This is a genomic window from Klebsiella sp. GG_Kp173 (assembly GCF_040062415.1).
In the GTDB taxonomy this organism is placed as follows: domain Bacteria; phylum Pseudomonadota; class Gammaproteobacteria; order Enterobacterales; family Enterobacteriaceae; genus Klebsiella; species Klebsiella quasipneumoniae.
The window spans coordinates 1-26,253 of record NZ_JBEAFZ010000024.1; the positions used below are offsets into that span (position 1 = coordinate 1).

Below are 26,253 nucleotides of genomic sequence, written 5' to 3' on the forward strand. Positions count from 1 at the left end.
TCAATGGTCGGGGACTTTCACCCCTTGATCTTTACCGGTCTCCCGGCGCACACTGAATATATATACAGTAGTTTTGCCTGTTTTGCCGGTCAATATCGGCTCCAGCTATCAATCGCCAGCACTGAAATAACTCCTTGATGTCAATGGGGGTCCTCTTCAGCGCCCGCGAACCGTTTGCTGCTTTTGCGCGCAGCCCGCCCGCCGCGCGAGGTGGTAGATGCGCCGCGCCGCGGCATTCGCTTGACACTGTACATTAATACAGTAAAACTAACGCCCGCGATCAGCATACAGAGGACAGAAGATGTTTGTGGAACTGATTTATGACAAGCGCAATTTTGCCGGGCTGCCGGGCGCCAGAGAGACCATTCTTAACGAGCTGACCAAACGCATGCAGCGCATTTTCCCGGAGGCGGAAGTGCGCGTGAAGCCGATGATGACGCTGCCGGCGATCAACACCGACGCCAGCAAGCATGAAAAAGAGCTGATCAGCCGCACGGTGCAGGAGATGTTTGAAGAGGCGGACATGTGGCTCACTGAAGAGTAATGCCGCCCGTTAGTCGCGGCGCCCCCCTCTTTAAGAGCTTTCCTGGATGTGGCAGAGCCACGGGCAACAGTACAATAGCGGCGGTTGCAGACTGGCAATGCAACCTTCGCTCACCTGCTGGCTCTTGCATACGGCCTGCAGGTGAGCTTCACGGGCATGCCTGCCGGCCTTTCCTCATCGCCCTCACAGCGTCTCCGGTAGCGCCGCTATAATTCTATCCACCAGTTCGCGATGCTCATGCACCTTCCCGCATTTAACAATAATCTGTCTGGCGTTGTCATAGCCCGGCGCCCACAGCCGATTATTAAGCAGAACGTCCTTGTAGACCGCGATCAGCGGTTTGTTCCACGCCGCCGCCATGTGCACCACCGAGGTGTCCGGGGAGATAATCAGCTCCGCCAGGGCGATCAGCGCCATCGCATGGTGTAACGTGTTAAATGGGTTAATCACCACCTCCGGCGGCAGCGGAATGCGGATCTCACGCCGGTGATCGAGCAGAATAACCGCGATCCCCGGATGGCGAGCCAGCAGCTTGTCGAGCAGTTCGGCCAACTGCGTCTGCGAGAGACTGCGGTCGCCATGGCCGGCAAAAATATTAATCACTATTGCTTTTCTGCTCAGCGACGCCAGATACTGCGCCACCTCCTGCATAATCGGCCCGGGCACCGCCAGGTCGTAAGCGTCCAGCCCGCGGGTGTCCAGTTTGAGATAATCGGCGATCAACTCGAACGTTTTCGTCACGTGCCAACGCTGGCAGTCAAAATCAAAAGAGTGGGAATAATGCTTAATCGACGGCCATTTATTAAACCCGAGCACCGATTTCGCTTTTATTTGTCGGAAAAGCCGCAGGCGATGCACGGGAATATCGAACAGCGAAGGGTCAATAATAATATCGTACTTATTATTAGCCAGTTCATTAATAACATCGCGGGGAACGTTATGATTAAATTTTCGCAAAAAATCGGCTGACGTAACCGGTTCAGCTTCATAAATATAGCGGATCCGCGGGTTATAACGCATCACCTGGCTATTAGAGGTCGTCAGCAGGAAATCAACGATATAGCCTGACTGATGCAGGCATTTCACCAGCGCGGAATCCACCACCACATCGCCGACCGCCCCCTCATTGCGCATCAGTAAGACGGTTTTCGCGGACGACAAATCCACCGGCTGACGGCGTCGGCGATCCCAGAGCGCTTTCGCCACGCCCACCCGCAGGGCATTACGTACTTTCTTAGTAAAGTAATTTCGCCGTCTGTTGAGCTCCCTTATTTTATTAAACTTCTTGCGTGGGGAGCCCTGCATGGTTGCATCGTGCATCATCCTAACCTCATTACGGCAATCATTAATATTCTGTGTCGTCCGATAGAGACTGAGTGAAATAAAAAAAGTTCGATTGAAAATGAAAATCATTCTTTTTTTTATTTACAAAACTCATCCAGCCCTGCGGGATTGCACCACAGCACTGTGAAGCAATAATGAGTGAATCGTGAATTTGCCGGCCCACCGTTGGCAGGCCGGCGCAACAGCGCTAAGCTGGCTGCTTTATGAAGTCAGGAGGACGCTATGCTTGAAGCAGTAGAAGGTAATATCCATCAGCGGCTGTGCGCGCTGCTCGACGAACATCAGGCGCGCTATCGGGTGATGGCGCACGAGGCGGTCGGCCAGTGCGAAGCCGTCTCGGCGATCCGCGGCACCGCGCTTGGCCAGGGCGCGAAAGCGTTAGTCTGTAAAGTCAAAGGAAACGGCGTCAACCAGCATGTGCTGGCGATCCTCGCCGCCGATCGGCAGGCCGACCTCGCCAGCCTGGCCCGGCATATCGGCGGCAGCAAAGCCTCGCTGGCCAGCCCGGCGGAAGTGGAAGCGCTCACCTCCTGCGCGTTCGGCGCCATTCCCCCCTTCAGTTTCCATCCGGCGCTGCGGCTGGTGGCCGACCCGCTGCTGTTTGAGCGCTTTCCACAAATCGCCTTTAACGCCGGGCGCCTGGACCGATCGATCATTCTCGATACCGAAGACTATTTACATATCGCCCGACCGGAGATCGCGACCTTTCGCCGTCTTAGCTAATCGGGCATCGGCCCTGATTTCCGCCGCATGGCGTAAAAATCCTGTTTATTCACGCCACGATGCGTAGAGTCAGCGGGATATTTTTTGGCATTCTTTTTTTGGCAAGGACCTCTGTACATGTTTGATACCACCCTGTTGATCCTGCTGGGTCTGGCGGCGCTCGGCTTTATCAGTCATAACACCACCGTAGCAATCTCCATCCTCGTGCTGATTATCGTGCGCGTCACGCCGCTGAACGCCTTCTTTCCCTGGATTGAGAAGCAGGGCCTGACCGTCGGGATCATCATTCTGACTATCGGCGTGATGGCGCCCATCGCCAGCGGCACGCTGCCGCCATCGACGCTGATCCACTCCTTTATGAACTGGAAATCGCTGCTGGCGATTGCGGTCGGGGTGTTTGTCTCGTGGCTTGGCGGACGCGGCGTCTCGCTGATGGGCTCCCAGCCGCATCTGGTGGCCGGGCTGTTGGTCGGTACGGTGCTCGGCGTCGCCCTGTTTCGCGGCGTCCCGGTCGGGCCGCTGATTGCCGCCGGGATCATCTCGCTGTTTATTGGGAAGTCGTAGCCAGGCTGCCGTGATAGCGGCCCGGCGTCTGCCCCAGCCCTTTCTTAAACATGGTGATGAAGGCGGTGGTGGAGTCGTAGCCCAGCGCCTGGGCCGTCTGCTGCACCGTCTGCCCGCGGATCAGCAGCTGCAGTGCAAGGATCAGCTGCAGCTGATGGCGCCAGCGGCGAAAGCTCAGCCCCGTTTCACGCACCACCAGCCGCGCCAGATTGCGCTCGCTCATCGCGAACTCCGCCGCCCACTGGCTCAGGGTCTGCCAGCGCGCCGGATCCTCGGCCATCATCGTCACCATCTGGCGAATTTTCGGGTGGTTCGATACCGGCAGCTGCAGGTGCTCCTGCGGCTGACGGGGCAGCTCATCAAACAGAACCTGCACCAGCCGGGCCGTGGCGGGGGCGGCCAGCGACTCCCCGCCGCGTTCCGCCAGGGCGAGGATCAGCTCCCGCACCAGCGGGGAAATCTTTAACGTACAGCAGCGGTCCGGCATCGGCGCGGCGCCCGGCTCGATGAACAGGAAGCACACCTGGGCGCCGGGGGTGGCGCGGTTACTGTGGGAAAGCTGCCCCGGGACCCACACCGCATACTGCGGCGGCACCATCCACATCGCGTTCTCCACCTCGCAGGTTAAGGCGCCGTGCAGGGCGAGGATCAGTTGCCCCTTACGGTGGGAATGCGCCGGAATATACTGCTCCGCCTCCACCACCCGAATACGAAAGGCAATGGCCGATTCGTGGCCACTGTCCGGTTCATAACCATCCAGACCCAGTCCGATCATCATGTTGTCCGATATTAGCGATAATCTGTCATTTTAGCTTGATTTAAACAGAGGACAAAGTCGCTATCGTAACCCCCCTCTTTAGTTACCTTGAGAATGATATGTCTTCTGTGACCTCCTCCACCGGCCGCCGCTCCGCGCTGCTGATTGCCGGTATCCTGCTCATCGCCACCACCCTGCGCGTGGTCTTTACCGGCGCGGCGCCGCTGCTGGACGCGATTCGTAGCGACTATGGCCTGACCACCGCGCAGACCGGGCTGCTCACCACCCTGCCGCTGCTGGCCTTTGGCCTTGTCTCGCCGCTGGCCGCAGGGGTTGCCCGCCGGTTCGGCATGGAGCGCAGCCTGTTGCTGGCGATGCTGCTGATCTGCGCCGGCATTGCCCTGCGCTCCCTGCCCTCCGCTGCATGGCTGTTTATCGGCACGGCGGTGATCGGTTGCGGCATTGCGCTGGGTAACGTGCTGCTGCCCGGGCTGATTAAACGGGATTTCTCGCAGCATGTCGCGCGGATGACCGGCGCCTATTCCCTGACGATGGGCGGCGCAGCGGCGCTAGGCTCGGCGCTGGTGGTCCCCGTGGCGATGGCCGGATTCGGCTGGCGCGGGGCGCTGCTGATGCTGATGATCTTTCCGCTGCTGGCGCTCCTCAGCTGGCTGCCGCAGTCCCGGCGTCAAGCGGAGGCCCCGCTGACCGGCTCAGGCGCCATGCATAACCGGGGGATCTGGCGGTCGGCGCTGGCCTGGCAGGTGACGCTGTTCCTCGGCATCAACTCGCTGGTCTATTACGTGATTATCGGCTGGCTGCCGTCGATTCTGCAGAGTATGGGCTATAGCGAAGCGCAGGCCGGCTCGCTGCATGGCCTGCTGCAGCTGGCGACCGCTGCGCCCGGCCTGGCGATACCGCTGATCCTGCATCGGCTGCGCGACCAGCGCGGGATCGCGGTGCTGGTCGCCCTGATGTGCGCCATCAGCGCCGCCGGGCTGTGGCTACTGCCAGGGCTGGCGATCGGCTGGACGCTGCTGTTCGGCTTTGGCTCCGGAGCCACGATGATCCTCGGCCTGACGTTTATCGGCCTGCGCGCCAGCTCGGCGCACCAGGCCGCGGCGCTGTCGGGGATGGCGCAGAGCGTCGGCTATCTGCTGGCCGCCTGCGGACCGCCGCTGATGGGCAGGATCCACGATGCCAATGGCGACTGGCATATTCCGCTGCTGGCGGTGGCGCTGATTTCGCTGGTGATGGCGATCTGCGGCGCCCTCGCCGGGCGCGACCGGGAGATTCATCCCTGAAGATGACCGGCAGCGGACGCTGCCGGTAGGGTTATTGTGCCGCGGCGCGCAGCAACGCCTGCACCAGCGGCGCAGGACGCCCGTCCAGCGCGTGGCGCTCATGCTGGAACAAGGTGGCGACAAAAAACGGGTGCGTCACCAGCTCGACGGCGCGGATCTCACCCTCTTCATCCCAGCCGGTGACGCGCAGATCGCCCTGCTCCAGCTCCGCGGCAAACGCGCTGTCCACACCGTAGCGGCAGTGGTAGCCCTCTTCAATGCTCTCCCGACCATAGGCGCGGGCAATCAGCGTATTCGCCCGCAGCTCGACGACGGCAGAAGCCTCCACCAGCGAGCAGCTGAGGGGCGCGATCACCATCCGCCCTTCGCTGTCGGTTTCCGCATGACCGGCATCCTGCCAGCCGAGCACGTTACGGGCGTATTCAATCACCGCGTGCTGAAAGCCGCCGCAGGTGCCGAGGAAAGGAATGCTGTTTTCACGGGCATAGCGGATAGCGGTAAACGCGCCTTCCGGGTGACGATACGGGCTGCCGGGAACGACCCAGACGGCATCGTACTCCGCCAGCGCGTCGCCGGAGGCGATCGACGGGGTGGCGAGCCAGTCATATTTCACCGGCTGCTCCAGCACGGCGGCAGCATCGTCTATTGCCAGGGGAATGGCCTGATGGGCAACAATATCGGGGTGATAATCGCCGACAAGGGCGAGGCGTAAAGGGGTTTTCATAGCAGGTTCCTTATGTCTGGACGAGACGAGCAGCACAAGGCACGTCAGGATAGCGATCCCCTCTGTGGAACACAATCCTTATTTTCACCCCACCGCCGTGGCCAGCGGGTGAGGTATACTGGAGCAAGCGCAAAAGGGAGAGAGGATGAAAAGTAAGCTTTTGGTCAGCGCCTGCCTGATGGGATTCCAGGTGCGATATAACGGTAGCGAGAAGGCGCAGCTGGCGGCGACCCTGTCCCGCTGGCAGCAGGCGGATCGTCTGGTGATCCACTGCCCGGAGCTGGCGGCCGGTCTGCCGACGCCCCGCCTGCCGGCGGAGATCGTCGGCGGCGCCGGCGGCGATGTGCTTGCCGGACGGGCGCGGATCGTGGAAAGCGACGGCCGCGACGTCACGGGACATTATCAGCTGGCCGCCTGGCTGGCGCTCAGCGCCGCCCGGGAAGCGGGCTGTCAGGCGGCGTTACTCACCGACGGCAGCCCCACCTGCGGCAGCCAGTTTATCTATGACGGTTCCTTTCGCGGGCGGCGCAAAGCGGGCGTCGGCGTGGCCGCCGAGCTGCTGCGCGCCCACGGCATCACGGTATTTTCCGACGGGCAGATCCCGCAGTTGCTCGCCTGGATGGCACAGAGGGAGCAGGATGATGATTCAATGTAAACGGGTGTACGATCCGCAGGAAAGCAGCGACGGCTACCGGGTGCTGGTCGACCGTCTCTGGCCGCGGGGGATTAAAAAAGAGGCGCTGGCCTGTGATGAGTGGTGTAAAGAGTTAACGCCGTCCGCTGAGCTGCGGAAAGCCTTTCACGGCGAGGCGATCGATTTCGACCACTTCAGCCAGCGCTATCTTCAGGAGCTCGACGCCCATCGCGACACGGGCCTGCGGCTGGCGGCGCTGGCGCAGCGCCAGACGCTGACGCTGCTGTACGCCGCGAAGAACACCGAGCAGAATCATGCCCGGGTGCTGGCCGCCTGGCTGGCGGCCCTGCCGGTTACGATTTAGCCGGATGGTCCCGGCGCCATAGCGCCCACTCATCGAGAGTTTCGCCGCTGGGCAGCTTGCACTGGGTGCTGACGCCCTGCGGCGTTTGCACCGGCACCCGGATGCCGCCGGATTGCTGACAGTAGACCGCCGCGGGATTGGGCATGCCGATGGTTTTCGTCGGCGCGGTGGGCTGCGGCTGGGCACAGCCGGCCAGCGCCAGGGGCAAAATAGCCAGTAACTTTTTCATCTTTTCTCCCTTTCTCCAATTCCCGGGGATTTTAGCCTGAATCTCCATGGTTTCTCCATCTTGCCTGCACTTTTCCCCCGTAGAGTAGCCCCTGTTCTCGAACTGACCAGAGAACAGATCATTCCATAATCAATGAGTTTTTCCCCGTCGCCCCCGACGGGGCTTTTTTCCCGGCGAGTCGACAAGTATTCCCCAGAAAGATGTGATAAATTTAAAAATATCACTGTTTATTCGACGCTGATGTCCGTTTGCAGCCCAATATGCTGGGGTGACGTTTGGCGTGCTGGAGCTGTATTATTCATGTCAGATTTTATTCTTGCCCGGGTGTCGCAAACCCTCGCTACGGAACAGTCCCTGGAAACCCTGGTGCGCCAGCTGCTGGAGATGCTGGAGGCGGTGACGCGAATGGAGTCCACCTACCTTACCCGCATCGATATCAACGCCCAGCGGCAGCAGATCATGTTCGCCCACAACAGCAGCGAAATGCAGATCCCGGAAGGGTTTTCCGTCCCCTGGGATGAATCCCTGTGCAAACGCGCCCTTGAGGATCAGTGTACGTTTAGCAATGACGTCGCCCGTCGCTGGCACTCCTGCATCGCCGCCCAGGAGCTGGGGATCGCCACCTTTTTAAGCATTCCTGTGCGCCTGGCCGACGGATCTCTGTTCGGTACCCTCTGCGCCACCAGCCGGCAACAACAGCCTTATAACCTTGAAGGTGAACAGGTCATGGGCCTGTTCGCGAAGCTCATTTCCCACTACGTGGAAAAAGACACCCTGGTGCAACAGCTGCAGGCGGCAAACGTCGCGCTGGAGCTGCACTCGTCTACCGATGAGTTCACCCAGCTCCCTAACCGCCGCGCGCTGTTTAAGCAACTGGCGCTACGCTTTGCCTCCGCCCGCGCTCAGCAGCAACAGGTCGCGCTCATTTTTATCGATCTCGACGGTTTCAAAGCCATTAACGATCGGTTCGGCCATCCGTGCGGCGACAGCTTTCTGGTGCAGGTCGGTGAACGACTCACCGCCGTCGCGCGCCGTGAAGATATCGTTGGCCGCCTTGGCGGCGATGAGTTTTTGATCGTCGGTAGCGCCCAGCCACCTGCAGCGCAGCAGGCGTATGTCACCACCCTGCGCCAGGCCCTGTGCGGGGTCTACTTCCTCGGCGAACAGCGTATCAACTATGAGGGCGCCAGCTTCGGGGTGGTCATCTGCGATCCGCAGAGTATCGATGTTGAAGCGGCCTTACGCGCTGCCGATGAGGCGATGTATCAGGATAAGAAGTCTCGCCGGCAGGAGAATTTTATTCATATTGACTAAAGTCACGCGATATCCAGTATCATGCAGGGCATCATTCGTGGGTACAGGGACACTATCATGAAATTGGGTATTCTTTTCCCGGTGGCGATCTTTATCATCGCCGTCGTCTTTCTCGGCTGGTTTTTTGTCGGCGGCTATGCGGCGCCGGGCGGGGCATAATGAAAAAAAGCACCATTATTATGCTGGTTGTCGCCATCGTGGCGGTGGCCGGCGCCCAGTTCGGCTGGTGGTGATCGCCGCGACGATATTGCGGAGTTGTCCTATCCCATCAATAAGTTAACGCTTTACACTCACGTTATCCGCCGCGGCATTCTCGGCCACGGGGAAAGAAAAATAGCGGGAGAAGTAAGGATGAAAAAGCCGATCGTGTTACCGTTGATTATCGCGCTGTGCACGCTGTTATCGGGATGCATTGTTGACGATGGGTATCACCACCATCGCCACCACCACCATCACCATTATCATGACGATGATTAATGCTTCACGCTGTTGATGAGCCGATAAGACAGGGCGAACCGTAGTTCGCCCGTTGACGCTTAATCCTGACGCTCGTCGCCGAGGAAAATAAAGCCGAGCGGAATAGCGAAGAGCGCGGTAAAGACGATGCTGTAAACTGTCACCATCGCCCCCTGCAGGAAGAACATAGACGTCGTCCACTCCGAGTACGGCATATTGTACTCGCTCACCACGCCGCCAAAGGTCGCCCGTCCCACCACCGCCAGCGCGATAGCAAACACCGCCGCGAGCGACAGACAGTATTTTTTGCAGTTTTTATTGCTGAGGAGTTTTTGCAGAATCATCCGGGCTTCCTTTTTGCTGAGCGATAAACGGCTGTATATGTAACACCAATGCAATAAAAAATGAAGGGTTTTTGTTACAGGACAGAATAAGAGGCGGCGGGCCGGTCTGTGGGTAACCGGCCCGTGGGGATCAGGACTGCAGGGTAGCCAGGCGCGCGGCGAACCCAACGAAAACCAGGCCAATCAGGCTGTTGCCAAGTTTAGCCAGCTTCTTGCGGGTTTTGACGTAGCGGGTGACAAACGAGCCGGAGAGGATCAAAAAGCTCATATAGCAGAAGCTAATCACCTCAAGGGTCAGCGCCAGAATAAAGAACGCCACCCCGGGCGCTTTGGCGTTGACATCGATAAACTGCACGAAAAACGACACATAAAACAGAATCGCTTTCGGGTTGGTCAGGCTCAGGGTCAGGGAACGCTTGAGGATCGCGCTCGCCGGCTCTGCGCTGGCGTCGGCCTGGCCGTCACGCTGGGTCAGCACCGCATAGAGCATTTTGCCCCCCAGCCACAGCAGGTAAATCGCCCCGAGGTAACGGACGACGTTAAACAGCACCGGCGTGGTCTTAATCAGCGTCGCCACGCCGGCAAAGGCCAGAAACATCAGCACCGCGTCGCCAATAAAGACGCCCGCCGCCGCCAGATAGCCTTTCTTCACGCCGTGGGCAATGCCCGTCTTCAGCACAAAAAACGTATTAGGGCCAGGGACGAGGATGATAAACACCGCCCCGACCAGGTAAGTCAAATAATTCAGAACACCAAACTCAGCGAACACTCTGCACTCCTTCGCGCACGACTAAAACATGATCCGGCTCACGTTACCCCAACTGTCGGGATTTTGAAAGCGCAGCCTGTGCGGGAAGGTTAATAGACGGAAGGTTCACCCAGCGGGCGGGTTTTAAAACGGCGATGCACCCACAGATACTGCTCAGGGGCGCGGAGGATCTCGCGCTCAATCACCTTGTTGATATAGCCGGCGGCGATCTGCTTATCCTCACCCGGATAATCATTCATCACTTCGCTAATGTGCAAGCTGTAGCCCTGGCGATCCAGCTTGCGCACCATGCTGACGCTCAGCATTTTCGCCCCCGATAAGCGGGAAAGCACATAGGTGCCGTTGGTGGTTGCCGCTTGCGGGACGGAGAAAAACGGCGCAAACACGCTGCCCTTGGGGCCGTAATCCTGGTCCGGAGCAAACCATACCGCCTCGCCTGATTTTAAGGCATGTACCAGGCCGGTCAGGTTGTTGCGATCGATCATCGCTTTGTTCGAGCGCAGGCGACCGCGGGTTTGCACCCACTCCATCAGCGGACTGTTATGCGGACGATAGGTGGCCATCATTGGACGACACAGCCCCATGGCGCGCCCGCCCAGCTCCAGCGACATAAAGTGCACGCCGACGACCATCACCCCTTTCCCGCCGCTAAGCGCATGATTAAGGTTGGCAAAGCCCTCGACATCAAACCATTTTTTGACCCGTTCGTCGCTCCAGAACCAGGCCATGCCGGTTTCAATCAGCCCCATTCCCAGCGACATAAAGTTTTGATCGATCAGGGTCTCGCGCGCCGCCGGCGACATCTCCGGGAAGCAGAGTTCAATATTGCGCCGGGCGATATGTTCGCGGCGTTTGAGAAAACGTCGGGAAAGACGACCCGCGCTGGTGCCGATAAAATGCAGTAGCGGATAAGGCAGTTGTACAATCAACCAGAGGATGCCGAGCCCAAACCAGGTCAGCCAGTTGCGCGGGTGTAAAAGTTGTTTATTAAATACGCAGGCCATGATTTTTCCTGTAAACATTAATTATGTGGTAACGCTTAAGGAAAACAGAATCCATTTATCATCATTAGGCGGTACGTACAGCAAGTAGGACAATACTAATCCGCTGAAATTCCCTCCGGCAAGTAAAAAACAGCGTGCTGACAAAAAAACATAATTGCGGCACAAATGTTACTAAATGTAAACTTAAATCTTATCCTCTTCTTAATATATTCATCGTGCATATCATTTTCACGCTAATCATCAGCGTTACTACCGGACATAATCGAAACCCGACGCGAGAACGCCTTGTCTGCCGGGGTCTGATGCCCGCTCAGCCACACGGCCCGCAGCCTGCCCGCGTCTCCAAGCTCTTCGTCTGTGCCGCGAAAAAATAAAAGGGTTCCCCCTTCAGCGTGACTCATTTTTTATCCGTCAGCATAAGGAATATTAAAATCGCCTTAAGGGAATAATTAAGAATAGACTTATTTAAAGATGCTTTAAAAATAAGCGCCCTGGCAATTGTTTGCGCGTTAATACCGCCCTTACCCGCCGCTGAAAAAATATTTCTTTACGCCTTACCGGCATAAAGCACCGTGTTTAGCGCGGACAGTGACCCGACATCGGGTCACTGTAGGGCAAACCGCAGCGAAGACGTGATGGACGCCCCGGCGGCAGAGGATCAGTAGGTGTGGAAATATTGCTGGATCAGCAGCGGATCTTTCGTTTGCGTCAGCGCCGTCATCAGCAGAATACGCGCTTTCGCTGGATTGAGGGAATCGGCCACCAGCCCGGGCTGGCTGTCGTCCGGCGGCACCACGCCACTGCCGGTGCGGGAGGCGCGCACCACCACGATGCCCGCCTGCTGCGCTTTTTTAATACCGGCGGCGCTACGTACCGACACCGACCCCGCCCCCGTGCCGGCGTAAATAATACCGTCGGCATGATGGGCGATCGCCGCATCGTACATATACTCCGGGTCGTCCTGGTAACCATAGATGATTACCACTTTCGGCAGGGCCTTCAGCTGACGCACATCGAAGACCGAGCGCAGGGTGTGGATCTTATCCACCCGCGTTTCAAACTGGGGTTTTCCCCCCACCACGACGCCAAGATAACCCTCCTCCGACGCCCGGAAAGTATCCAGCGAGGTGGCATTGGTTTTGGTGACGAAGCGCGCCGCGCCGATGCGGTCGTTAAGCACCACCATTACCCCGCGCCCGCGGGCATCCGGGTCGGCGGCGACGGTGACGGCTTCCAGCAGATTCATCGGCCCGTCGGCGCTGATCGCCGTCGCCGGACGCATCGCGGCGGTAAAGACCACCGGTTTATTGCTTTTCACCGTCAGATTGAGGAAATAAGGGGTTTCATCGAGGGTGTCGGTGCCATGCGTGATCACCACGCCATCGACATCATCCCGGGCTAATAACGCATTCACCCGCTTCGAGAGCTGCAGAATAATATCGCTGGTCATATTCTCACTGCCGATATTCGCCACCTGCTCACCTTCGACGTGGGCAATTTTACTGATTTCCGGCACGGCGTTAATCAGCGTCTGCACGCCAATTGCCCCGGCTTTATAGCCCGTCGTCTGGGTATTGCTGGCCGCCGAGCCGGCAATCGTCCCGCCGGTGGCTAAAATGACAATATGCGGTAAACGCGTCTCGCTAAACGCCAGGCTGCTTATCGCCAGTAACGCAATGGCAAGTAATGCTCTAAAATTCATACAGGTCACTCCCTTCATAGACATTAATCAAACTTACGCTTGCTTAATGCAAAGGGCTTGCCAGAATTGATATCTTTTACGGGGGGTAAATGGTTAACTATCAGACAATAATAAGGTTCTCGCCTCAACATCGCCCAAATCTGGTGCATGACTGGATCTGAACCGGGCAGGCGCCATGACCCCATACATTATGAGATTTTACCCGTTCAGCAACACACAACACGCATTGCGATCAGATTATCGACACTTCCGTCACCCTCGAGGTCATTTATGCCCGCCAGGTGACGCGAACGGAGAACAGAAATGCGCATTGCCCTGAAGTCGGCCCTGATGCTGACCACCAACGTCATTCAGATCATTAACCCTGAACTGCACCGGCATATGCAACGAACGGCCTTAATCGCGCTGACGCTGGCGCAAAGGCTGGAGCTGCCTGCCGAGCGTCAGCAGACCATTTTTTGCGCCGCGCTGCTGCACGATATCGGCGTACTGGGTGATAGACGCACCATCCATTCGCTGGATGCCATCGATAATATCCACGATCCGCATCAGCGCCAGGGGGCGGCGATGCTTGAGGGGTTAGCAACCTTCCAGCCCATCGTCCCCTTTATTCGCGACCACCACTTTAGCCCGGAGCACCGTGGCAGCCGCGAACAGCATATTGTCTATTTCGCCGATGCCTTTGAACGGCTGCTGCCGGCGGATAGCCGCGTGGCCGCGTGGCCCACGCGGGCAGTGGTGGAGCAGTTCGTCACCCTGCACCGGGAGATCGATCCGCTGCTCTGCGATACCCTGTGCGAGGTCGCTGAAAATGCGAGCTTCTGGCAGCACCTGCATCCCGGGCATATTCAACGGCTGCTGGAAATTATTGCCCCCATCAACACGCTATATCTGGATATTGACGGTCTGAAAGATGTCTGCCTGCTGATTGCCAAAATTGTCGACACCTACAGCAGCTTTACCGCCAGCCACAGTATTATGGTCGGGGAAATCGCCCGCCAGCTTGCCCATTGGATGCAGCTGCCAGAGCCCACCTGCCAGCAAATACAGGTTGCCGGCTATCTGCATGACATTGGTAAAGTTTATATCCCTCTTTCTATTCTGGAAAAAGAGGGGGAGCTGGATGACGACGAGCTGAGTCAGGTACGCGAGCACAGCTACATGACCGGAGATCTCCTGAGCGACTACAGCGAGCTTGGCGACATTATCAACTGGGCCTCGAATCATCATGAAAAACTGGACGGCAGCGGCTACCCTCTGCATCTCGAAAAGGATCACCTGACCCTCGCCGACCGGATTATCTCCATCGCCGATATTTTCACCGCCCTGACCGAAAATCGCCCTTATCGTAAAGGGATGGCCTGGCAGGAGGCCTTACAGATTATGGAAACGGATGTTATAAATGGCGCTCTGGATCGCGATGTCTTTCTCGTTTTACGCCACCATGCGGAAACGCTACACGCCATCATTCTTCAGACCCTTGAACACCCCCGCAGCGAGCACCGCCCCTGAAGCGGGCCGCCGTCATAACCGGGGGCGGGTTCTATAATTAAAACCGCTTCATCTGCATGCAAGGAAACACAGGGTGAGAATCGCCACCATCACCAACTGGGCCTACGGGATCACCGTCGGCCTGACGCTGGCATCCGGGAGCGCCATGCTCATGGCCTCCAGCGCTGACCGCGTCGAACGCCAGGCGGTACAGCAGCGCCAGGTCTTTGATACCCTCTCCGACGAGGTGGAAAACGACGCCTGGGCGTTGTCTGACCTCGCCCGGCTATACGTGGTTAAGCCCTCGCCGGAGACGCTGGAGCAGTATCAGCAGCTGCAGCGGAGCGACAAAAGCATTGAGCTGCGGCTGGCCAGATTGAAAGATAACGGCGCCAACCGCGAGGAGCTGGCGCTGCTGCACGATGGCCTGCAGATTGCCGCTGAACTTCAGGATGAACAGCAGGCCGCCCTGGCGCATGTCGCCAACGGCGATGCGCCAGCGGCCATCGCGATACTGTATGGCAAAGCGTACGAGACCGAGCTGGAACGTATGCAGACGCAGATCGATCGCTTCCGCCAGATGCTCGAAAATCGCGCCGCCGTTGCCATTGACCAGGCTACCGACCGCTCGCGGATCTGGCGAACCCTGTCGGAAATCATGGTCGGCCTGACCGCCCTGATGTTTTTATTCGTCCTCGGCTTTATTCTCAAACGCCGGGTGCTCTACCCGGTGGTTCGCCTGAGCGACGTGGTGCAGCGTCTCGCCTCCCAGGACTATGCGGTGGAGACGCCGCAGTTCACTCAGGTGGATGAGATTGGCGATATGGCCCAGGCCATCCGCATTTTTCGCGAGAACGGCCTGGCCCGCCAGCAGCTGGAGCAGCAGCGCGACGCCGACTGGGCGATCCGCGAACTGCTGGCGCGCATGACCCAGCGGCTGCAGGGCTGTGAAACCATTGAGGATGTGATTAAGGTGGCGGAACTGTTTGCGCCGAATATCGCCCCGACGATCCCCGGGAAACTGTATATTCTGGATACCGATCCCTGGCAGATGCGCTGCGTGGCGCAGTGGCTGGCGCCCGCCGGGGAGACGACGCCCTTTTCACCCGACGACTGCTGGGCGATACGTCGGGGACTCAGCCATCCGCCGGTGCAGGGCGAACCCGATATCACCTGCTATCATCTGCCGGAGGCGCACGCCGGCCAGTCGCTCTGCGTACCGCTTATCGCCCAGGGCGAAGCCATCGGGCTGCTGACCTTTCAGAACGTTACCGCCAGTGACGCCCCTTCCCGGGCCTACCTTGAGCTGATGGCGGAAGCGCTGGGCCTGGCGCTGGCCAATCAGCGTTTACGCAGCGCCCTGCTGGAAAAAGCGCTGTTCGATTCCCTGACCGGCCTGCGTAATCGCCATCATCTTGACGAAGCGCTGCATTCACAGATGGCGCTGGCGGTCCATACCCACACCCCGCTGAGCTGTCTGATGATCGACATCGATCATTTTAAAGCCATCAATGATCGCTACGGCCACGAGGCCGGGGATCTGGTGATTAAGAGCGTCGCCACCATCGTGCAGCGCGCGGTGCGCGATATCGGCATGGCTTTCCGCTACGGCGGCGAGGAGTTTCTGGTGCTGCTCCCCGGCATTGACGAAGCCGAGGCGCACCAGTGCGCCAGCGAGATCTATACCCAGGTGCATAATATGACGCTGCGCGATGGTCTGACCGAAATAGGTCAGGTGGATGTGTCGATTGGTATCGCCAGCTATCCGCAGCATACCCAAAGCGACAGCCTGCTGCGCGCGGCGGACGCTGCGCTGTACCGGGCGAAAGAGCTGGGCCGCTCAAGGATTGTCAGCTTTGGCCGCCTGAAGACCGGTTAACCGGGTGAGTGCTCAGTCGCATTGAGCAGCGAGATGACTTTCCGTACTACCGCCGAACGGATATGGCGGTGGTAAACCATGCTCAGCTCACTCTCCGCCAGCCGGTCCTGAAGATCGATGTACACCACGTTATCGAGGCGTAAGGCCCGCGCCGAGACCGGAACCAGGGCCACCCCGACCCCGGCGGAGACCAGGCTAATCATCGAGGTGACGTCGTTGATCCGCTGCGCCACCTGCGGCGTAAAGCCCGCGACGCGGCAGGCGTCAATAAATACCTGCTCCAGCCCGGTGCCCTGCGGATCGTTAAGAGAGATCCAGTTATCCGCGCGCAATGAGGCCAGATTGAGCGCCCCTACCCCTGCCAGTGGATGCTGCTGATAGAGCGCCAGACAGAGCTTTTCCCGCACAAACGGCCTGACCACCAGCGCGTCCGGCGGCGAGGCCAGCGGCGCGCGGATGATGGCGATATCCAGGCGCAGATCCAGCAGCGCTTCGTAGAGCATTTGCACATCGCCATGCACCAGCGACAGCTCAATCCCCGGCCAGTCGGCGCGCAGCTCGCGCAGGAGCCCCGGCAGTTTGCTGTCGTACATCGCGCTGGAGACATACCCCAGATGCAGTCTTCCCTGCTCGCCCCGCGCGGTGCGCTGGGCGTCCAGTGCCGCCTGGTCGACCATCTCCAGCGCCAGCCGCGTCTTCTGCCAAAAGGCCTCGCCCGCTGCGGTCAGGGTCAGACGGCGGTTAGCGCGGGAGAAGAGCACCACCCCCAGACGCTGCTCGAGCTGTTTGATCTGCTGGCTGAGGGCGGGCTGGGCGATATGCAACCGCTCCGCCGCCCGGTGCATATGTAACTCTTCGGCAACGACCACAAAATGGCGTAACGCTCGCAAGGACATGGCCGGACTCCGGTGGGTTTGATTGATAATAAAAATGTTATCAATAAAGCATAAATGATGCAATTGATAACCATTAGCCTGCGAAGCATACTGTGCACATCGACACGCTAAGGAGAACATCATGACCGCACCGATTCAGGATCTGCGCGACGCCATCGCGCTGCTGCAACAGCATGACAATCAGTACCTCGAAACCAATCATCCGGTGGACCCTAACGCCGAGCTGGCCGGCGTCTATCGCCATATCGGCGCCGGCGGCACCGTGAAGCGCCCCACCCGCATTGGCCCGGCGATGATGTTTAACAATATTAAGGGCTATCCGCATTCGCGCATTCTGGTGGGCATGCACGCCAGCCGCCAGCGGGCAGCGCTGCTGCTGGGCTGCGAAGCTTCGCAGCTGGCGCTGGAGGTGGGTAAAGCGGTGAAAACACCGGTCGCGCCGGTAGTGGTCCCGGCCGACAGCGCCCCCTGTCAGGAGCAGATCTTTCTGGCCGACGATCCGGACTTTGATTTGCGCACCCTGCTCCCGGCGCCTACCAACACCCCGATCGACGCCGGCCCCTTCTTCTGCCTGGGCCTGGCGCTGGCCAGCGATCCTGACGACGCCTCGCTCACCGACGTCACCATCCACCGCTTGTGCGTGCAGGGCCGGGATGAGCTGTCGATGTTTCTTGCCGCCGGCCGCCATATCGAAGTGTTTCGCCAGAAAGCCGAGGCAGCCGGAAAACCGCTGCCGATAACCATCAATATGGGTCTCGATCCGGCCATCTATATTGGCGCCTGCTTCGAAGCCCCCACCACGCCGTTTGGCTATAACGAACTGGGCGTGGCCGGCGCGCTGCGTCAGCGCCCGGTGGAGCTGGTGCAGGGCGTCAGCGTCCCGGAGAAAGCCATCGCCCGCGCCGAGATCGTTATTGAAGGCGAACTGCTGCCCGGCGTGCGCGTCAGAGAGGATCAGCACACCAACAGCGGCCACGCGATGCCGGAATTTCCCGGCTACTGCGGCGGCGCCAACCCGTCGCTGCCGGTGATCAAAGTCAAAGCGGTAACCATGCGGCACAATGCGATCCTGCAGACGCTGGTGGGACCGGGGGAAGAGCATACCACCCTCGCTGGGCTGCCGACGGAAGCCAGTATCTGGAATGCTGTCGAGGCCGCCATCCCGGGCTTCTTACAAAATGTCTACGCCCACACCGCGGGCGGCGGTAAATTTCTGGGGATCCTGCAGGTGAAAAAACGTCAGCCCGCCGACGAAGGTCGTCAGGGACAGGCTGCGCTGCTGGCACTGGCGACCTATTCCGAACTGAAAAACATCATTCTGGTTGATGAGGATGTCGATATCTTTGACAGCGACGATATCCTGTGGGCGATGACCACCCGCATGCAGGGGGATGTCAGCATCACCACCCTCCCCGGTATCCGCGGTCACCAGCTCGATCCTTCCCAGACGCCGGAATACAGTCCGTCGATCCGCGGGGAAGGTATCAGCTGCAAGACGATTTTTGACTGCACGGTCCCCTGGGCGCTGAAGCCACACTTTGAGCGTGCGCCGTTTGCCGATGTCGACCCGCGTCCGTTTGCTCCGGAGTATTTCGCCCGTCTGGAAAACGGCCACGGTCAGTAAGTCAGTCAAGCTGGGCGACTGGCGCCGGACACGCGGCGTCTGTCGCCCGATTCAGCGCCATCCGGAGCGGATGGCGAAGGCCGGGTTAATTAATCGCCGCGGCGAGGTCTTTTTTCACCTGCTCACGCTGCTCGGCAGTCAGCACCTGGCTGACGTCAAAGTAGTATTTCACACGATAGTAGCGCACCTGCTGATCCAGCTGGCCAAAAGCAGCCAGCTGCTGTTTGACTTTAGCTTCATCCCATTTCCCGGAGTGAATAACGTCGGCCAGGGCGCCGTCCTGATAGCCGCTGATTTTAATCTGGCTCACATTGTTTTCGAATCCCTGACGCAGCGCCTGGATTTTGGCGACCTGCTCCTCACTCAGCTTCAGATGCTGGACGACCGGGTCCTGCGAGACAGACGGCACGTCAGCCGAGGTCGACGCCTGGCTGGCGGCGGTGAAGCAGGTGGTCAGCGCAATGGCGATCAGGGTGTTACGCAAGCGTGTATTCACAATGAGTTATCCTTCAGGCAAGTAAAAGAGACGGGATTATCATCGCGGGAATAAAACCTATCTGTAACAAAGCATTCGTTTAAAACTGGATAAGAAAAGAATGGCAGGTCACCGAAACCTCGCCCCGGTGGGGGCTCAGCAGCAGAGAAAGATATATTCATCCTTCCAGTAACGGCCCTGACCAATGATATCCCCGGCCGCAGTGATTAACCGTTTTTGCTTTTCGGTTTCGATCCCCTCCACAATCACATGCCCGGTCAGGGTATGAATAGCCTGTAACAGCCCAGGCAAAGCGGGATCGTTTTCTTTGTCCCAGAAATAATCTTTATCCACTTTGACGCAATCGAAGCGAAATCGCTCCAGCAGCCGGAAAGTCGTTCGTCCGCGTCCAAAGTCATCCAGCCAGACCGGGCAAAGCGCCGCCAGCGTGCTCAGCGCCGTCAGTTCGCGACCGGCGATAAACTCATGAAAATTCTCATTTATTTCCAGGGCGATGTATTTACTGGCGCGCAGAAAATCACACAGATAGCGATCGGTCAGAATAAAATGGCTTAATAAATCATCAATATTCAGCGAGATCGGCTTATTATCGACCTGGGAAAAATCAAAGACGGAAAGCAATTCGATTTGCCGGGTAAATAGTGCAAGCTTGTCGCGTTCGGTGAGCGTGGAGAAAGAAAACGTGGGCGCGGAGGTGTTATTTTGTGCGGGTGCTATAATGTCTTTAGTGAGCAATTCCCACGAGTGGTAGGCACCATCATCGCTAATAGCGGGCTCCAGAACGAAGCGATAAGAGGTATTTTTCACGTTTTCTTTAACCATTTAAAAAATACCAGAAATAAGAAAGGGTTAAAGCATGTCATATATTTCCCGCCAACAAAAATAGTTTAAAATGATCGATAAGAAACATTCGATAGCTAAAAGCTATCAAGATATAATTTATTGATCGGTAAAGTGAATTAATATAAATTTGCCACCGCTGTCATCCCCACCTAAGTCAAAATTAAAATATCGTTTCAAACCAGACAGTTACAAAATAATCCATCACCAGGCATTGCGGCTTCATGCTTTTTCTCTACGGGGAAAAAAGCATGGAGTAATAAAACCGCAAAAAAACAAGCCGCCAGTTTTTGGCATTTTTATGCCGAAGATCAATAACGCATCACCCGGCACGGCCCGCCTGCCACGTCTGCCACGCCGTCTGCAGGCGATAAATCAGGCAGACGGGTCAACGAAACGTCATATTTTCCCGCTACCTTACTGGCAAAAGAGGCGAAGTGGGAAAAGGGTAGTGAGAAGAATATACGGGGTTCCGCTGGCGCTGATGCTAGTCATGCTCAGCGCCAGCGCGTGGCTGGAACCGGCTCCGCGGCATGCCGCCAGAGGCCTGTGCGTCTGGTTTGATGGAGCAATGGTCGACTGCCTACAGAGGCAGCGGCTGGGCGAAGGGAGGCCCGCTCACGCGCTGGCCAGACGATAAACCGGTACCCGCCGGGTGGTATTGAACAGAGTGTCGCAGACCTCCACCTCCTCAGTGACAATGGCCATACCGGACCGGCGCAGCTGGGCAATGTCCGCCGCTACCCGCTGACTGCCGAACCAGAACAGGGCATCCAGCGCGGTAACCGGCAGGCCGGCGATTAATGCCTGCCGGAGTCGATCCCGGGCTGGTTTAATCTCCCGGGCGATCTGCTGGTACGGCGCCGCCGTCTGGCCCGTCGCCTCGACGCGACGAATACGGTTTGTCAGGTGGTAATGAAAGCTCTCCGGTACAGCCTGTAAATCCTGCTTCAAACTGTAGACGCAGCCGTAACGTTTGCCGTTGAAAACGGCGGCTTTACGACTGAGCTGCAGCGTCTCGCGGACGTCGGCGATCAGCTGCGGCGCGCGCACCAGCAGCAGGCGAAAAGGCAGCTCGAAGCTGGTGACATAGTCGACGTTCAGCAACGCAATGCGCAGACGCTCCTCTGCCCCGGCCTGCAGCTGACGGCACTCCTGATAGACTTCTCGCCACTGCTCCCGCAGCCGCGACGTTTCACCGGCTTCGGTAAACTGGTATTTTTCAATATCGTAATCAATTCTCCCGAGCACCGCACATTCCTTCCTGAATCAGTCCCGGCGTTATACTATCATCCTCCGACGCGGTACCCTATGCCCAGCGCCGTCGCCTCTGTCGGTTATTTACGATAAAGATAACGGGTGATGACCACATCAAGAACAAACAGCAGGAAAATAACGCTGCTTAACCACAATAAGCCTGCGAATAAATCAAGTAATTGCATCGTTGTTCCCTCGCCGTTGGCCATAAAAATAAAGCCCCATCACCATAAGGTAGTTAAGAACTACCTTAACAGCCACAGATTAAAAATTATTTAGCGATATGAAATCCCGAGCCCTTGCAGGTTCATTTTACTGACATCAAATTGTCATCAAACAATGTCTATCATCAGCCGACGCCGCAGGATGGTTCCTGCCGTCATGGTATCGCCGGCAAACGCGCGACCGCACGGTTTAACAACACGGAATAATATCGCCCTACCTCACTCTTACTGTCATTGCATAATCTTATATCAGGCGCCATTACCATTCTGCTGAATAATCCGGAATGCGCTATAAGTCATAAACGCCCTGCTGATTGGTTGACCATGGAGAAATACGATGCCCAGCGAAAAAGCCCGCAGCCTTGACCATTTCTATGAGTTACTGGCGACAGGACAACATCAGAAAATCGAACTCGATTTTGACGTCGCCGCAGACGATTTTTTTAAAATCGCCACCGAGTTTGGCGACATTGGCGCGAGGATCACCCGGGTGAATGAGCGATTTATTATTAAGATCAAGTCGCCAAAAGCGTAAGCCTCTGCCCGCCTTCCCCGGCGGGCGTCAGGCCAGCATCATGCGGGCTCTGTGGCTCGCAGGGAGTCACAGCCTGCCCCTGATTGAACGCCCATCGCGTGGGTACGCTTTCCTGTTGGCGGGTGACACCTTGCGCCTGTTGGGCTTTGCCGCCGTCTCCAGGCCCGAAACCCTTTTTGACCCTGCGGTGATCCGGGTGGAGAAGATAATGATCGGTATCTTAAGCGCCGACCTGACCGACGGCTTCGGGCTGCCGGTGCGCCCCCATATTGACACCCTGCCCAAGCAAGAAGGGAACGGGGCCGGTCTGCCCGCGACTATCTGGTTCATTCCCGGGCCGCCGGCGCGTATCTCGCTCAGTGATAGCCTTCGCTGCCGGACACTTTGCCGCGAAAGACGTAATAGCTCCAGGCGGTATACATCAGGATCACCGGGATGATCAGCAGCGCCCCCGGCAGCATAAATACCTGGCTGGAGGGCGGCGCGGCGGCATCCCACAGGGAGATGTGCGGCGGAATAATGTTCGGCCAGACGCTGATTCCCAGCCCGCTGAAGCCGAGGAATATCAGGCCCAGCGTCAGGATAAAGGGACGAGCATGGCTTGCGGGGCGCGCGCTCAGGCGCCAGATCCACAAGCTCAGGGTCAGCACCAGGATCGGCACCGGCACAAACCAGAAGAAATTGGGCAGCGTAAACCAGCGTTCCGCCACATAGCGCCAGCCCAACGGCGTCCAGATGCTGACCACCGCGATCACCGCCATCAACGCCAGCAGCGCCTTGCGGGTCAGTTCGCGCATCCGTTGCTGCAACGCGCCTTCGCTTTTCATGATCAGCCACGTGGTGCCCAACAGCAGATAGGCTACTACCAGCCCCAGGCCGCAGAACAGATTGAAGGGGGTAAGCCAGTCCAGCGTCGAGCCGGCGAAGCGGCGGTCAGCCACCGCAAAGCCGTTGATAAACGCGCCGACAACAATCCCCTGGCTGAAGGTCGCCAGCAGCGAGCCGCCGGCGAAGGCATAGTCCCAGAAGGTGCGATGCGAGGGAACCGCTTTAAAACGAAACTCAAACGCCACGCCGCGGAAAATCAGGCCGATGAGCATCGCCGTCAGCGGGATAACCAGCGCATCGGTGATCACCGCGTAAGCCAACGGAAAGGCGCCGAACAGCCCTGCCCCGCCGAGCACCAGCCAGGTTTCGTTACCATCCCAGACGGGCGCCACGCTGTTAACCATCACGTCGCGCTCTTCGGCGTCATGCACCACGCTGAACAGCATTCCGATGCCTAAATCGAAACCATCCATCACGATATACATCAACGTGGCGAAGACAATGATGACAAACCAAATCACCGAGATATCGATGCTCATGATGCGTTCTCCTCATCCCGCACTGGCTCTGCCGCCGAGAGCGGACGCGCCGGGGTGCCTGCGGTTTGCGAGGTCAGCTCCGTCACCGGCTGCGGCCCTTTTTTGATAAGCCGGAAGATATAGTAATACCCCACGCCAAACACCGCGCAGTAGACCACGATAAACACCAGCAGGCTAATAGCCATCTGCAGCGTACTGTGCAACGACACCGCGTCCCGGGTGCGCAGCAAACCGTAGATCACCCACGGCTGACGGCCCATCTCGGTGGTCACCCACCCGGCGACCAGCGCAATCAGACCGGCGGGACCCATACAGAGCGCAAACCACTGGAAGGGACGCGAATGGTACAGCCGCCGCCGATAGCGAAGCCAGGCGCTGCAGATCCCTAAGGCGATCATCAACACCCCCATCCCAACCATAATGCGAAACGACCAGAACACGGCGGGCGAATAGGGCCGGTCCTCTTTCGGGAAATCTTTCAGGGCCGGCACCTGCTTATGCAGGCTATGGGTGAGGATCAGGCTGCCGAGCGCCGGGATCTCCAGGCCATAGCGGGTGCGCTCCTGCTCCATATCCGGCAGACCAAACAGCAGCAGCGGGGTGGCCTCGCCGGGCCGGTTTTCCCAGTGCCCCTCAATCGCCGCAATCTTCGCCGGCTGATGTTCGAGGGTATTAAGACCGTGCATATCACCCACCACCGCCTGGATCGGCGCCACCAGCAGCGCCATCCACATCGCCATCGACAGCATTTTGCGGATGGCCGGCGAGTCGTTGCCGCGCAGCAGATGCCAGGCGGCGGAGGCCCCGACGAACATGGCGCTACTGAGAAACGCGGCGATCGCCATATGGAATAAGCGATACGGGAACGAGGGATTAAAGATAATCGCCAGCCAGTCCTGCGGGATGAGGTGGCCATTTTCGAGGGTAAAACCCTGCGGCGTCTGCATCCAGCTATTGGAGGCGAGGATCCAGAAGGTGGAGACCAGGGTGCCAAGGGCTACCATGCAGGTGGTAAAAAAATGCAGCGCTGGCGGCACCTTGCTCCAGCCGAACAGCATCACGCCGAGGAATCCCGCTTCGAGGAAGAAGGCGGTCAGCACTTCATACAGCAGCAGCGGGCCGGTAATACTGCCGGCAAATTGAGAGAATCCGCTCCAGTTGGTGCCGAACTGATAGGACATGACTAATCCGGAAACCACGCCCATACCAAAATTGACGGCGAAAATTTTCAGCCAGAAGTTGTAGAGCGAGCGCCAGACGTTATCCCGGGTTCTCAGCCACATCCCCTCCAGCACCACAAGGTAGCTGGCAAGACCGATGGTGATGGCCGGAAACAGAATATGGAAGGAAACGGTAAAGGCAAATTGCAGTCGGGCCAGATGAAACGCGTCAAATTCAAACATAATCCGCACCATCATTGTGAAACGCCCCGGCCGCAGCCGGGGCTTATGCGAACATCACTTAGCCGATGATGACGTGTTTTGCTTACCGGCGCCGAGTTCGGCGCCGGTCAAAGGATCACCCTGCGGGTCAGACTGTGTTCGCTTCAGCATCGCTTTGCACAGCGCTTCCTGCTCCGGCGTCAGGCCGACAGAGGCGCTGCCATCTCCGCCATCCACGGCCGGCTGCGGATCCTTGACATAATCGAAGTGTTTGTCACTGTTCCAGCTGCCGCGTACTTCTCCACCCTCAGACATATTGTAGTAGGTGTTCGCGTACTCGCTAATGGGCGGCAGTTTGCCCGGTGGATAGTTATTACGAATCGACTGCAGCGCTTTCTCAAAAGAGAGCTGATGCGCCGCTTCGCGAGTCATCAGGAACGCCAGCGCGTCCTTCACGCCGGGATCGTCGGTCACGTTGATCAGCCGTTCATAGACGATCTTCGCCCTCGCCTCCGCCGCGACGTTCGATCGCAGGTCTGCGGTGGGTTCGCCGATAGTATCAATGTAGGCCGCTGTCCACGGCACGCCCGCCGAGTTGGTCAGCGGAGTACCGCCGCCGTAGAGCAGCGACGTAATATGGCTGTCGTTGCCGTTGGCGGTGAGCGAACGATAGAGTTCCGCCTCGCTCTCGGTGCCCTCCGCCAGCGTCCCTTTGGCGCCTTTATTTAGCATGCCGACCAGGGTGCCAATGATCTCCAGATGGCTTAGCTCCTCTGTCGCGATATCCATCAGCATGTCTTTACGGCCGGGATCGTCATCGCTTAATCCCTGAGTGAAATAACGACACGCGGCGGCCAGCTCGCCCTGAGGGCCGCCAAACTGTTCGAGCAGTAAATTCGCGAGCCCCGGGTTGGGTTCAGCAACGCGCACGGTATACTGCAGTTGTTTCACATGACGAAACATAGGCCTGCCTCCTGGGTTATTTTTTCGCTTCTACGCCGTCAGCATCTGAACGCAGGAGAAACTGCTCCGTGGTCTGAGGAATATGTTTGATCAGCCAGTCGGCCATTTCCCGCTCTTCCGCCAGGATGGCCTCAATGGCTGGGATGGAGGCGGTATCGCCCGCTTTTTCAGCGGCAGCCAGCAGAGAGGTATAGCAGGCGATCTCAAACTGCTCGAAAACGTACCCGCTGATCGAGCCTTTGACGATTTCATCGGAAGGAAACATTCCGCCAATGGACTGGCCGAGAGCCGCCATTTTACTCATCGAATCTTTAATCACCGAGCGCGAAATGTCGTTGCGGTCGAGGATCTCTTCCAGCACGGTAATTTGCCGTTCGGTCTCATTAATATGCTGTTCGATTCTGGCACGGAGATCCGGATAATTATCGATACGGCCAGCCATTGATTCCAGCATGGATTCTGCCTGTTTTTCCATGGCATGCGCATCTCGTAGCCAGTCATGATAATGTTCAATGTGATTCAT

At 58.1% G+C, this 26,253-nt stretch carries 31 protein-coding genes and 1 pseudogene; 15 read left to right on the plus strand and 17 right to left on the minus strand.

All coding sequences use genetic code 11. From position 1 onward, the window contains the following. Positions 1-301: 301 nt before the first annotated feature. Positions 302-544, plus strand: coding sequence for a DinI family protein (locus ABLU50_RS13000; protein ID WP_004203750.1), 243 nt, complete (start codon positions 302-304; stop codon positions 542-544). Positions 545-727: 183 nt separating this feature from the next. On the opposite strand, the gene ABLU50_RS13005 is transcribed toward ABLU50_RS13000, so the two are convergent. Next, positions 728-1,864, minus strand: coding sequence for a glycosyltransferase family 9 protein (locus ABLU50_RS13005; RefSeq protein WP_176391538.1), 1,137 nt, complete (start codon positions 1,862-1,864; stop codon positions 728-730). Here ABLU50_RS13005 and ABLU50_RS13010 point away from each other — a divergent pair. The 3 genes and pseudogenes from ABLU50_RS13010 to ABLU50_RS13020 all read left to right on the plus strand — a co-directional run bounded on the left by ABLU50_RS13010 (position 1,859) and on the right by ABLU50_RS13020 (position 3,175). Continuing rightward, a pseudogene (locus ABLU50_RS13010) lies at positions 1,859-2,015 on the plus strand (hypothetical protein). The gene ABLU50_RS13005 and the pseudogene ABLU50_RS13010 overlap by 6 nt on opposite strands. Positions 2,016-2,110: 95 nt before the next feature. Continuing rightward, positions 2,111-2,611: a YbaK/prolyl-tRNA synthetase associated domain-containing protein gene (locus ABLU50_RS13015; protein WP_087832758.1), complete on the plus strand. Its 501-nt coding sequence runs from the start codon at positions 2,111-2,113 to the stop codon at positions 2,609-2,611. Positions 2,612-2,728: 117 nt separating this feature from the next. Continuing rightward, positions 2,729-3,175 (plus strand): DUF441 domain-containing protein, encoded by a 447-nt coding sequence (locus ABLU50_RS13020; protein ID WP_004203746.1) that lies wholly within the window; start codon positions 2,729-2,731, stop codon positions 3,173-3,175. Here the strand turns inward: ABLU50_RS13020 and ABLU50_RS13025 are convergent. Further along, on the minus strand, positions 3,159-3,953 hold the full coding sequence (locus ABLU50_RS13025) for a helix-turn-helix transcriptional regulator (protein WP_072206980.1): 795 nt from the start codon (positions 3,951-3,953) through the stop codon (positions 3,159-3,161). The genes ABLU50_RS13020 and ABLU50_RS13025 overlap by 17 nt on opposite strands. A gap of 107 nt (positions 3,954-4,060) precedes the next feature. Between ABLU50_RS13025 and ABLU50_RS13030 the strand changes: the two genes are divergently transcribed. Then, positions 4,061-5,236 (plus strand): CynX/NimT family MFS transporter, encoded by a 1,176-nt coding sequence (locus ABLU50_RS13030; protein ID WP_165454877.1) that lies wholly within the window; start codon positions 4,061-4,063, stop codon positions 5,234-5,236. A gap of 31 nt (positions 5,237-5,267) precedes the next feature. Here the strand turns inward: ABLU50_RS13030 and ABLU50_RS13035 are convergent, their stop codons facing one another. Further along, on the minus strand, positions 5,268-5,960 hold the full coding sequence (locus ABLU50_RS13035; protein ID WP_004203741.1) for a CTP synthase: 693 nt from the start codon (positions 5,958-5,960) through the stop codon (positions 5,268-5,270). A 145-nt stretch (positions 5,961-6,105) separates the two neighbouring features. Here ABLU50_RS13035 and ABLU50_RS13040 point away from each other — a divergent pair, with 145 nt between their 5' ends. Beyond that, entirely contained in the window at positions 6,106-6,615 is a 510-nt protein-coding gene (locus tag ABLU50_RS13040; RefSeq protein ID WP_048294500.1) for a DUF523 domain-containing protein, read from the plus strand. A 4-nt stretch (positions 6,616-6,619) separates the two neighbouring features. Next, positions 6,620-6,958, plus strand: coding sequence for a DUF488 family protein (locus ABLU50_RS13045; protein WP_074194547.1), 339 nt, complete (start codon positions 6,620-6,622; stop codon positions 6,956-6,958). On the opposite strand, the gene ABLU50_RS13050 is transcribed toward ABLU50_RS13045, so the two are convergent. Then, on the minus strand, positions 6,948-7,187 hold the full coding sequence (locus ABLU50_RS13050; protein ID WP_049115115.1) for a DUF333 domain-containing protein: 240 nt from the start codon (positions 7,185-7,187) through the stop codon (positions 6,948-6,950). The genes ABLU50_RS13045 and ABLU50_RS13050 overlap by 11 nt on opposite strands. A 300-nt stretch (positions 7,188-7,487) precedes the next feature. On the opposite strand from ABLU50_RS13050, the gene ABLU50_RS13055 reads away from it, so the two are divergent. The 3 genes from ABLU50_RS13055 (at position 7,488) to ABLU50_RS13065 (ending at position 8,978) form a co-directional block, all read left to right on the plus strand. Further along, positions 7,488-8,501, plus strand: a complete 1,014-nt coding sequence (locus ABLU50_RS13055) for a sensor domain-containing diguanylate cyclase (RefSeq protein ID WP_087832760.1) — start codon at positions 7,488-7,490, stop codon at positions 8,499-8,501. A gap of 57 nt (positions 8,502-8,558) precedes the next feature. Beyond that, complete coding sequence (locus ABLU50_RS13060; RefSeq protein ID WP_004150782.1) at positions 8,559-8,660, plus strand: YoaK family small membrane protein; 102 nt, start codon at positions 8,559-8,561, stop codon at positions 8,658-8,660. Positions 8,661-8,852: 192 nt separating this feature from the next. Next, positions 8,853-8,978, plus strand: a complete 126-nt coding sequence (locus ABLU50_RS13065) for a hypothetical protein (protein ID WP_004203733.1) — start codon at positions 8,853-8,855, stop codon at positions 8,976-8,978. A gap of 59 nt (positions 8,979-9,037) precedes the next feature. Here ABLU50_RS13065 and ABLU50_RS13070 read toward each other — a convergent pair whose 3' ends face one another. The 4 genes from ABLU50_RS13070 to fraE all read right to left on the minus strand — a co-directional run bounded on the left by ABLU50_RS13070 (position 9,038) and on the right by fraE (position 12,776). Further along, positions 9,038-9,301, minus strand: a complete 264-nt coding sequence (locus ABLU50_RS13070) for a DUF2534 family protein (RefSeq protein ID WP_004203731.1) — start codon at positions 9,299-9,301, stop codon at positions 9,038-9,040. A gap of 130 nt (positions 9,302-9,431) precedes the next feature. Continuing rightward, entirely contained in the window at positions 9,432-10,070 is a 639-nt protein-coding gene (gene leuE / locus ABLU50_RS13075) for a leucine efflux protein LeuE (protein WP_004203730.1), read from the minus strand. An 89-nt stretch (positions 10,071-10,159) separates the two neighbouring features. After that, a complete protein-coding gene (gene lpxP / locus ABLU50_RS13080; RefSeq protein ID WP_087832761.1) occupies positions 10,160-11,074 on the minus strand; it encodes a kdo(2)-lipid IV(A) palmitoleoyltransferase in 915 nt (304 codons plus the stop codon). Between the two features lie 658 nt (positions 11,075-11,732). After that, positions 11,733-12,776, minus strand: a complete 1,044-nt coding sequence (fraE, locus tag ABLU50_RS13085) for a fructose-asparagine asparaginase (protein WP_087832762.1) — start codon at positions 12,774-12,776, stop codon at positions 11,733-11,735. Positions 12,777-13,079: 303 nt separating this feature from the next. Between fraE and ABLU50_RS13090 the strand changes: the two genes are divergently transcribed. Next, the gene (locus tag ABLU50_RS13090) at positions 13,080-14,288 is read left to right on the plus strand and encodes an HD domain-containing phosphohydrolase (protein WP_004203727.1); all 1,209 of its coding nucleotides are present in this window, start codon (positions 13,080-13,082) and stop codon (positions 14,286-14,288) included. A gap of 73 nt (positions 14,289-14,361) precedes the next feature. Next, on the plus strand, positions 14,362-16,146 hold the full coding sequence (locus ABLU50_RS13095) for a sensor domain-containing diguanylate cyclase (RefSeq protein ID WP_064150285.1): 1,785 nt from the start codon (positions 14,362-14,364) through the stop codon (positions 16,144-16,146). On the opposite strand, the gene ABLU50_RS13100 is transcribed toward ABLU50_RS13095, so the two are convergent. Continuing rightward, the gene (locus ABLU50_RS13100) at positions 16,143-17,042 is read right to left on the minus strand and encodes a LysR substrate-binding domain-containing protein (protein ID WP_023317968.1); all 900 of its coding nucleotides are present in this window, start codon (positions 17,040-17,042) and stop codon (positions 16,143-16,145) included. The genes ABLU50_RS13095 and ABLU50_RS13100 overlap by 4 nt on opposite strands. Positions 17,043-17,163: 121 nt before the next feature. On the opposite strand from ABLU50_RS13100, the gene ABLU50_RS13105 reads away from it, so the two are divergent. Continuing rightward, a complete protein-coding gene (locus tag ABLU50_RS13105) occupies positions 17,164-18,666 on the plus strand; it encodes a UbiD family decarboxylase (RefSeq protein WP_004203721.1) in 1,503 nt (500 codons plus the stop codon). Positions 18,667-18,751: 85 nt separating this feature from the next. On the opposite strand, the gene ABLU50_RS13110 is transcribed toward ABLU50_RS13105, so the two are convergent. From ABLU50_RS13110 to ABLU50_RS13125, 4 genes are all read right to left on the minus strand, one after another. Next, entirely contained in the window at positions 18,752-19,162 is a 411-nt protein-coding gene (locus ABLU50_RS13110) for a Spy/CpxP family protein refolding chaperone (RefSeq protein WP_017898654.1), read from the minus strand. Between the two features lie 135 nt (positions 19,163-19,297). After that, the gene (locus ABLU50_RS13115; protein ID WP_004203719.1) at positions 19,298-19,984 is read right to left on the minus strand and encodes an EAL domain-containing protein; all 687 of its coding nucleotides are present in this window, start codon (positions 19,982-19,984) and stop codon (positions 19,298-19,300) included. Positions 19,985-20,419: 435 nt separating this feature from the next. Continuing rightward, entirely contained in the window at positions 20,420-20,575 is a 156-nt protein-coding gene (locus ABLU50_RS13120; RefSeq protein ID WP_032425982.1) for a hypothetical protein, read from the minus strand. Between the two features lie 45 nt (positions 20,576-20,620). Then, the gene (locus ABLU50_RS13125) at positions 20,621-21,253 is read right to left on the minus strand and encodes a helix-turn-helix domain-containing protein (protein WP_048323830.1); all 633 of its coding nucleotides are present in this window, start codon (positions 21,251-21,253) and stop codon (positions 20,621-20,623) included. 567 nt (positions 21,254-21,820) lie between these two features. Between ABLU50_RS13125 and ABLU50_RS13130 the strand changes: the two genes are divergently transcribed. Further along, positions 21,821-22,018, plus strand: a complete 198-nt coding sequence (locus ABLU50_RS13130) for a hypothetical protein (protein ID WP_004203716.1) — start codon at positions 21,821-21,823, stop codon at positions 22,016-22,018. 40 nt (positions 22,019-22,058) lie between these two features. Continuing rightward, positions 22,059-22,457, plus strand: coding sequence for an FUSC family protein (locus ABLU50_RS13135; RefSeq protein ID WP_227665578.1), 399 nt, complete (start codon positions 22,059-22,061; stop codon positions 22,455-22,457). Here the strand turns inward: ABLU50_RS13135 and cydB are convergent. The 4 genes from cydB to ABLU50_RS13155 are packed head-to-tail and all read right to left on the minus strand — an operon-like array spanning position 22,375 to position 26,253. Further along, complete coding sequence (gene cydB, locus ABLU50_RS13140) at positions 22,375-23,385, minus strand: cytochrome d ubiquinol oxidase subunit II (RefSeq protein ID WP_087832763.1); 1,011 nt, start codon at positions 23,383-23,385, stop codon at positions 22,375-22,377. The genes ABLU50_RS13135 and cydB overlap by 83 nt on opposite strands. Then, positions 23,382-24,788, minus strand: coding sequence for a cytochrome ubiquinol oxidase subunit I (locus ABLU50_RS13145; protein WP_004203714.1), 1,407 nt, complete (start codon positions 24,786-24,788; stop codon positions 23,382-23,384). Before ABLU50_RS13145 ends, cydB begins: the two co-directional genes overlap by 4 nt. A 54-nt stretch (positions 24,789-24,842) precedes the next feature. Beyond that, a complete protein-coding gene (locus ABLU50_RS13150) occupies positions 24,843-25,730 on the minus strand; it encodes a manganese catalase family protein (protein WP_087832764.1) in 888 nt (295 codons plus the stop codon). Positions 25,731-25,746: 16 nt separating this feature from the next. Beyond that, complete coding sequence (locus tag ABLU50_RS13155) at positions 25,747-26,253, minus strand: ferritin-like domain-containing protein (protein ID WP_348864770.1); 507 nt, start codon at positions 26,251-26,253, stop codon at positions 25,747-25,749.